The organism is Streptomyces sp. (genome assembly GCF_031178505.1).
In the GTDB taxonomy this organism is placed as follows: domain Bacteria; phylum Actinomycetota; class Actinomycetes; order Streptomycetales; family Streptomycetaceae; genus Streptomyces; species Streptomyces gulbargensis.
On record NZ_JAPSIW010000352.1, the window covers coordinates 1 to 6,976 of the forward strand.

The 6,976-nt window shown below is 67.8% G+C and carries 11 protein-coding genes and 1 pseudogene; 8 read left to right on the forward strand and 4 right to left on the reverse strand.

Annotated features, from left to right (window positions below):
* Positions 1-542: 542 nt before the first annotated feature.
* From RIF68_RS21590 to RIF68_RS21600, 3 genes and pseudogenes are all read left to right on the forward strand, one after another.
* Positions 543-799: pseudogene (locus tag RIF68_RS21590) on the forward strand (hypothetical protein); the annotation flags it as partial.
* Positions 800-874: 75 nt separating this feature from the next.
* A complete protein-coding gene (locus RIF68_RS21595) occupies positions 875-1,537 on the forward strand; it encodes a hypothetical protein (protein WP_309052934.1) in 663 nt (220 codons plus the stop codon).
* Between the two features lie 96 nt (positions 1,538-1,633).
* Positions 1,634-2,251: a DUF6000 family protein gene (locus RIF68_RS21600; protein WP_309052935.1), complete on the forward strand. Its 618-nt coding sequence runs from the start codon at positions 1,634-1,636 to the stop codon at positions 2,249-2,251.
* 51 nt (positions 2,252-2,302) lie between these two features.
* Here the strand turns inward: RIF68_RS21600 and RIF68_RS21605 are convergent, their stop codons facing one another.
* The 3 genes from RIF68_RS21605 to RIF68_RS21615 all read right to left on the reverse strand — a co-directional run bounded on the left by RIF68_RS21605 (position 2,303) and on the right by RIF68_RS21615 (position 3,584).
* Positions 2,303-2,515, reverse strand: coding sequence for a hypothetical protein (locus RIF68_RS21605; RefSeq protein ID WP_309052936.1), 213 nt, complete (start codon positions 2,513-2,515; stop codon positions 2,303-2,305).
* Between the two features lie 323 nt (positions 2,516-2,838).
* A complete protein-coding gene (locus RIF68_RS21610; protein ID WP_309052937.1) occupies positions 2,839-3,201 on the reverse strand; it encodes an MmcQ/YjbR family DNA-binding protein in 363 nt (120 codons plus the stop codon).
* The gene (locus tag RIF68_RS21615; protein ID WP_309052938.1) at positions 3,198-3,584 is read right to left on the reverse strand and encodes an MmcQ/YjbR family DNA-binding protein; all 387 of its coding nucleotides are present in this window, start codon (positions 3,582-3,584) and stop codon (positions 3,198-3,200) included. The genes RIF68_RS21610 and RIF68_RS21615 overlap by 4 nt, the downstream gene beginning before the upstream one ends.
* A 131-nt stretch (positions 3,585-3,715) precedes the next feature.
* Here RIF68_RS21615 and RIF68_RS21620 point away from each other — a divergent pair, with 131 nt between their 5' ends.
* Positions 3,716-4,651: a helix-turn-helix domain-containing protein gene (locus RIF68_RS21620; RefSeq protein ID WP_309052939.1), complete on the forward strand. Its 936-nt coding sequence runs from the start codon at positions 3,716-3,718 to the stop codon at positions 4,649-4,651.
* Positions 4,652-4,680: 29 nt separating this feature from the next.
* On the opposite strand, the gene RIF68_RS21625 is transcribed toward RIF68_RS21620, so the two are convergent.
* Positions 4,681-4,896, reverse strand: coding sequence for a zinc-binding dehydrogenase (locus RIF68_RS21625; protein WP_309052940.1), 216 nt, complete (start codon positions 4,894-4,896; stop codon positions 4,681-4,683).
* Positions 4,897-5,287: 391 nt separating this feature from the next.
* Between RIF68_RS21625 and RIF68_RS21630 the strand changes: the two genes are divergently transcribed.
* The 4 genes from RIF68_RS21630 to RIF68_RS21645 all read left to right on the forward strand — a co-directional run.
* Positions 5,288-6,100: an alpha/beta hydrolase fold domain-containing protein gene (locus RIF68_RS21630; RefSeq protein ID WP_375165730.1), complete on the forward strand. Its 813-nt coding sequence runs from the start codon at positions 5,288-5,290 to the stop codon at positions 6,098-6,100.
* Between the two features lie 12 nt (positions 6,101-6,112).
* Positions 6,113-6,439 carry a PadR family transcriptional regulator gene (locus RIF68_RS21635; protein ID WP_019329004.1) on the forward strand — a complete coding sequence of 109 codons (327 nt, stop codon included), beginning with the start codon at positions 6,113-6,115 and terminating at the stop codon, positions 6,437-6,439.
* Positions 6,436-6,792, forward strand: a complete 357-nt coding sequence (locus RIF68_RS21640) for a DUF1048 domain-containing protein (RefSeq protein ID WP_046248775.1) — start codon at positions 6,436-6,438, stop codon at positions 6,790-6,792. The genes RIF68_RS21635 and RIF68_RS21640 overlap by 4 nt, the downstream gene beginning before the upstream one ends.
* A 1-nt stretch (position 6,793) precedes the next feature.
* Positions 6,794-6,976 (forward strand): DUF1048 domain-containing protein (locus RIF68_RS21645; protein WP_309052942.1); only part of this gene is annotated, 183 nt, incomplete at its 3' end.

Sequence of the window (6,976 nt, forward strand, 5' to 3'; positions counted from 1 at the left end):
GCGGCTTCGATCGGCGACACCTACGCATGATCCCTGCACGAGATGATCCGGTCGACTGCCTTTCGACTCAGGCGCCGACCGCGCTGACGGACGATCTACCACTCAGCCAGTCACCCGTGACCAGCACGACCGTCCCGAGAACCGGTCACGCCAACCCTTTGACCGGCGACTTGTAGTTGACGGCAGCTCACTGACACACGAAATGGAGCTGCCGCACCCGCAGGGATGGCCCCCTCTCAGTCGACGATCGGCGGGATGACGTCGCCTGCTCCCCGCGCCCGTGGGGAAGGCGAACTGGCTTCCCCCTGAACCCGCAGCGACTCGTACACCGCACCCGCACTGACCTTATCTACCGTCAATTCCTCACCACTCCGGCCCGTACGACGTAGCCGTCCCGATCGGCCCTTGCGAACGTGGTTCCGCGAGGCGGTGGCCGCGGTGGCAGGAAGCCCCTTCCCCTCGAACGTCTGCGCCTAGTAAGTTCACGTGTACGTATGAGTTGTTGACGCCACCGGCAGGTGGTGTCGACGGGGGTAACGGGGATGGTGGATCACAGGCCGAGTGACTGGCGTGTCCTGGATCTGGACAAAGACCCGACCCCCGGTGATCCGCAGAGGGTGCGCACGCTCGCGAAGACGTTGCACGACTTCGCCGACGACGTGTCCGAGGTGTTGCGTCTGGTGAGGGGTACGGCGGGGGAGGGGACGCACAAGGAGTGGGCCGGCAAGTCGGCCACCGTCTTCAAGGAGGAGTTCTCCGGTGCGTACCGAAGAACCTAAAGAAGGTCGAGAAGTCCTACGGCAGGCATCGGCCTGGAGCGCGTGCGGGAAATTGCGTCCGCCGTGCTCGACACCGGTGACGGCGAGCAGCGGTAATGGCTGACCAGCCCGTATCGCCCGTCCCGGTCGCGCCTGGCGGCCTGAGCCGCAGGGCTCAGCGGTTTATTGAGACGGAGGGCATCCGCGTTCGCCGGCAGGACATCCGGCGACACCGCGACACGTGGATCGAGCACGGGATCCCCGTCGCGGAGATCGAACGGGCAACTGCCTTCCAGGACCGCTGGGGCGGTCTCGCCTTGCCGTCGGCCCCGTTCTATGAGGGTGGCCCGCGCATCCTGGACGCCGACTGCCCAGAGGAAACGTCCGCACAAGGCTGGTCGTTCCCGGCAGGGGACTGCCGGGTGTCCATGGCCTACAGCTTCGTGGTCGGCCCCGATGGTGCGTTCGGCATCGCCGCCGACCGCTGGACGCCCTTGCACGCCAGCACTGAGGGATGGGTGGAATCCCTGGCGCTCGCCGCTCATGCCCGCCGCTGGGCCACGACCGTCACAAGGATCACGCGCAAGACCGTCGACGCACTGAATCTCGGCGAACTTGAACCGGTTCCCGAAGTGCAGGGTGTGACGGACTCTTGGTGGCGGGGCAAGGACTCCCTCATCGCCGTGTATCGGGGTGAGGCCGTGGGTCTTGGCGCCCCGCAATGCCTCGAAGCGCACGTCTACGGGGGTCTCGACGAGTGGGGCCTCCATGGCGGCTGACCCGCGGGCTTTGGAACTGGGTCTGCCCTTGCTCAGTAACAGCAGGGCAAGGGAGGGGCTGGCTCTGTTCCGCAGCGGCAAGTCAGGATCGACTGTGTGATATGCAATCCTCACGACGATGCCGAATTGCTGGCCTTGGTTCGGCGCTATGTCACGCCTGGGCGGCGTTACCTGAAGCTCGGCGGCGGCTTGCTGCGCATGCGAAGTCCTGATCGTGACCGGTTCATGCGAGATCTTTGTGACGACGCGGCACTCATTACCGCCGATGAGATCACCAAGCTCCTTGAAGGCGGCTGGCGAGAGCGGAGAACTGCGGCTTGGCTCGTAGCTGTCTCCCGCCGAACCGAGTTCCGTGAGCGTCTCGGAGAACTCCTGCTGGCCAGCGAGGTTTGCTGCGCTGGGCTGGCCTACAGCGTAGCCCTGGCCAGTTTTGGAACGGCGCGCGACGCCGATCTGCTCGCCGCCTACCTGGATCGTTACCTCCGTCGTCCTGACCTCGGCTACGACCAGACTGTCGTCATGGGCGCTCTCCAGTTCATCTACCTGAACCTCGGAGGTGGTCAAGCCGACCGCTTCCGGCAACGGGATGGCCTGTGGCAGCAGTGGCTCCAGGATGCACCGCACATGCAGGACGACTCGGACCCCACACCCTCCGCCTTGAGCCTCATTCGTCGGCTCTGCGCGTTCATCGACGAATGCGCCGAGGCGCGATGACCGGCCCCCATAATCCTGTGTCTCTGGGCCGTGATCGCCGCCCGGGGGGAGTCAGATCTGTGTGCGGGACGCGATGTCGAGCCAGTCGCGTCTGACGTATCCGGTCCAGCTGGTGGCGTTACTGGTGCCGGTGCCGGTGCCGGTGCCGGTGAAGCGGGCGAGGACGGACGCCGGTAGGTCTGTGGCGAGCGCGAAACGAGCGGAGTTGCGGCCAGCGCGGGGCGCGACCGCCCACGGGATCACCGGCCAGCACAACAAACCCATTACCAGTGCCTACGTCACCGAGCATGCCGCCGGAGAAGGTGGCCGAGACCGGTTCAAAGGCCAGGTTGCCGGCGTGGGCGAGGAGCCGGGCGGATGGCGGAGCCGAGGCGCTGCTGGGCGACCGTGCGGCCTGGCAGGGTGTCCGGGGCCAGGAGGTGGTCCTGTCCGATAATCTCGTCCAGTTGGGTGGGGCGCAGGCTGTGGGGGAGTGGACGGCGGGCTCCTCGTCGAAGAGCGGCAGGGCCGCTTCCATGGGCTTTCGGTCGGCGGCGAGCTCTGTACGGGAGCGTCGGCTCAGCTGTTGGTGGGCGCGCTGGGGGTGCTCATCGGTGGCGGTAGCGTCGTGGCAGCCGCTCGACGACCAGGTCGTAGGAGCCCTCGACCGCTTCGGTGATCAGCCGCTTGGTGATGCCGGGCCCCGGCCCGAGCGTGATCCAGTGTCGTTTGTCGAGGTAGCGGCCCGGTGTGATCGAGGTGTGCCTCTGTACCTGCGCGCGGGCGTGTTCGGGTTCGCATTTGACGGTGATGATCTGCTCGCTCGGGTCGTCGGTGACGATCAGGAACACCTTGCCCGCGACCTTGTACACGTCGAGCTGGGGGGTGAAGGGGCGTGAGTGGCTGACGGCGGGCAGGGCGAGGGCCGTCTGGCGGGCGGTCTCCTGGAGCCGGTCGCCGGCGGCGCTCACCGGGATGCCTGCGTTCCGCCGGCGTAGGTGTGCGGGTCGACGGGCTGCTCGGCCTTGGGCAGGTGGGCGACGACGAGCCGGTAGGACTCGGTGACGAGCTCCTCGATCAGCTTCTTGTCGATGCCCTCCCCGTCCTCCAGCGTGATCCAGTGCTTCTTGTTCATGTGGTAGCCGGGGGTGATGTGGCTGTGGTGTTCTCGCAGGGCGAGGGCCTCGCCGGGGTCCGACTTGAGGATCACGACGGGACGTCCGGGGACCTCGGTCATCAGCATGAACACCTTGCCGCGCACCTTGAAGACCTCCCAGTCGTCCCCGAAGGGATGCTCCAGCTCGGCTCCGGGAAGCTCCTGCGCGTAGTCGGCGGCAGTCTTGTGCAAAGTCATCGGGCGTTGTCCTCCTTGAGGCGATGGCAGGCTGCGGCGTTGAAGACCGCCGAGTGCGCGCCCCGCAGGTGCGGCGGCACGCTCCATCCTTGCCCGGTAACCGCCGAGAACGGACGGTAGGCTGCGGACACATGATGGTCGGCAAGCGACATCCAGCCTCGAACCGCCAGGCCGGACCGGCCGAGGTCCCCTTGTACGGCTTCCAGCCCCCGGTCGGCACGCCCTTCGGGCTGGAGGTGAGCACCGTGCAGGACTTCTTCGCCGAGCACGCCGACTGGCCGTGGAACCCGCCCCACCCGGGCCGCGCCACCTTCCACTACCTCATCGCGGTCACCGAGGGCGAGCTGCTCCACGACGTCGACCACCTCACGCGGACCGTCACCCCCGGCCAGTGGCTGTGGGTGCGCCCCGGACACACGCAGTGCTGGCATCCGCCGGGCGCCGCCCGCGGCCCGTTCATCCTGTTCGAACCGGACGTCCTGACACCCGCCACCGCCCGCCTGCTGGCCCCGCTCACCGCCCACGAGGCCCCCGCCGTGCTCAGCCCGCACCCCGACGACGCCACCTGGCTCCACCAGACGGCACTGCAGCTCCTGGCCGAACACCGGGCGCTCGGACGCCGCCCTCTCGATGTCCACCACGCCCTGCGCCGCAGCCTGCTCGAAGCACTGCTGCTGCGCCTCGCCAACATGCCCGGCGCCACCCCCACGGGCGCGGCGACGGCCGGCACGGGCCACAGTGACACCTACGGCCGGTTCGCAGACGCCCTGGAACTGCACTTCCGCGAACTGCACCGGGCAGCGGACTACGCCGAATTTCTCGGCTGCTCGGTGCGCACCCTCAGCCGCGCCGCCCGCCACGCCACCGGCAGCGGGGTGCGTGACCTCATCGACGAGCGGCGCCTCCTCGAAGCCAAACGCCTGCTGGGACACGCCCAGTGGGACGCCCGGAGCGTGGCCGCTCACCTCGGCTTTACCGATCCCGCGAACTTCGGCCGCTTCTTCCGCGACCGCACCGGCATCACGCCGGCCGCCTACGCGGCCCGCAGCGCCACCACTGGTCCGTGAGCGGAGCGCGCCCCCGGACATTCCGCTTCTCAGTCCTCCAGGACGACGGCGTGCTTGCCCAGAATGGTGCCGGACTCGATGTCGGCATGGGCCTCACGGACCTCTTCCAGGCCGCGGTAGACCTTGGCGACCGGGAACCTCAGGCGCCCTTCGGCGATGGCCGGGAGCTGGCGGGCGAAGACGTCCGCCGGCAGGTCGGTGGCCTGGCCCGCGTAGCTGGTCAGTCGCGCCCCGACGGGAATCACGAACGGGGAGAAGTCGGGGACCGACCACTGCCCCGCCAGCGTTTCCGGTGAAGCAGACGGTGCCGTGCCGGCGGACGGTGCGCAGGGTGCCGGCGAGGACCGAACAGCCCACCAGCTCCAGCGACGCGTCGACACCCTGCGGCACGAGGGCCCGGAACTTCTCGGTGAGGTGCCCGTCGTCCACGACCGGGTGGTCGGCGATGGCGCAGGCCCTACGGCTGTGGCCGAAGCCTCTCGCCACGGCCGATGCGATCGCTGCGGAAGTCGACCGTGACCGCCCCGGCGCAGAGGTGCCGCGCACACTCCTCAGGGCGTACAACGTGCGCCGGAGCAGCATCGAGGGCATGCCGGTCTCACGCTCATCCCCAAGGGTGTCCGCCCCGTCGGAGAGCTGCTCTACACGCACGGCGGCGCGTACGTGCATCCGCTGGTCACAGCGCACTGGCACATCATCGGAAACCTGGGGCTGACCACCATGCTGCGTGTGACCGTCCCCCTGTACGCGCTCGCACCCGAGCAGACCGGCGACGAGACCCACCCCAAGCTCCACAAGCTCTACGACAGCCTGACCGAATCCGGGTTGCCGCTGATCACCGCGGGCGACTCAGCCGGCGGCGCCCTCGCCATGGCGCTCACTATCCGCGCCCGGGACGAACACCGTCCCCTTCCCGGCGCTGTCCTGCTGTTCTCGCCCTATGCAGACGCGACCCTCACCCACCCCGACATCCCCGTCATCGAACCGCGAGACCCCATGCTCGGGAGCGAAGGGCTGCGTTGGGCCGTTCGCCGATGGGCCGGGGACCGTCCCCTGGAACACCCCTGGCTCAGCCCGGTCAACGACTACCCGCGTGCCCTGCCTCGGATCTCCGTCTTCCACGGCGAACGCGACATTCTGTGCCCCGACGCCAAGAAGATGGTCGCCAAGGCCAAGGCCGCCGGCCCCGAGATCAACCTCTACCCCGACGTCTTCCACGTCTTCGTCGGCCTGCCGCAACTCCCCGAATCGCGGGCAGCCCTGGCCCACGCCGGTTCTCGGCTGCCTCTCAAGTCCACCCCGGTGCCGGTGGATGGTGCCCCGCGCAGGGGAGCCATCTCTCCGCGGATCGCAAAGTCCGGTCCGCGGTCGGCACTCGCTGGCGCCCTCCACTACTCAGTGCTACTTTGTAGCAGTAGTCGGTGCCACGTAGTACCGACCCAGGGCTGAGGTGGGTTTGCGATGGATGACCTGACGGAGATGCTGAAGGGCACGCTCGAAGGGTGCGTGCTCGAAATCATCGGCAGCGAGGAAACCTACGGGTACGCCATCACCCGCCGGCTGAACGAGCTCGGCTTCGCCGACGTCGTCGAGGGAACGGTGTACACCATCCTGCTGCGCCTGGAGAGGAACGGGCTCGTCCAGGTGGTGAAGCGACGATCCCAGGCCGGTCCGCCGCGCAAGTTCTACTCGCTCAACGACGCCGGACGCGAGGAACTCGCGAAGTTCTGGGCGAAATGGCAGTACGTCTCATCACGCATCGACAGGCTCAAGGAGGGCGGGAGATGAACTTCTGGGAGAAGATCACAGGCAGCGATCTCACCCGGGATTGGAAGGCGTTCGAAGCCCGGGCCGAGGCTCTGCCGGAGGACTACCGGGCGGCGTGGGAACAGATCAAGGCTCACCTCTTTCCCCATGGGGACTTCACCGGTCGCAATCTGACGCCGATCTTCGACGCCGCCCTGGGGCTGCTGGAGGAAACCGCGGCGGACGGGCTGAGCGTCCAGGAGGTGCTCGGCGACGACATCCCGGGCTTCTGCGTGGCGCTGGCCGGTGGAGAAGGGGCCCGGACCTACCGCGACCGGTGGCGTGAGCAGTTGAACAGGAACGTCGCGAGGAAACTGAGCCGGCTGGAGGGCTGACGTGAGCATCCACGACATCATCGAAGGCAAGAAGCAATGGCGCGCGCACATGGCTCGGGTCAAGTCGCTTCCGCCGGACTACCAGATCGTCTACAAGGAAATGCAGAGGTACCTGTTCAAGGTCGGACCGACCGACCTGACCGACGGGCCGCTGCTCCCCGGGATCGTCGACTTCTTCGAGGAG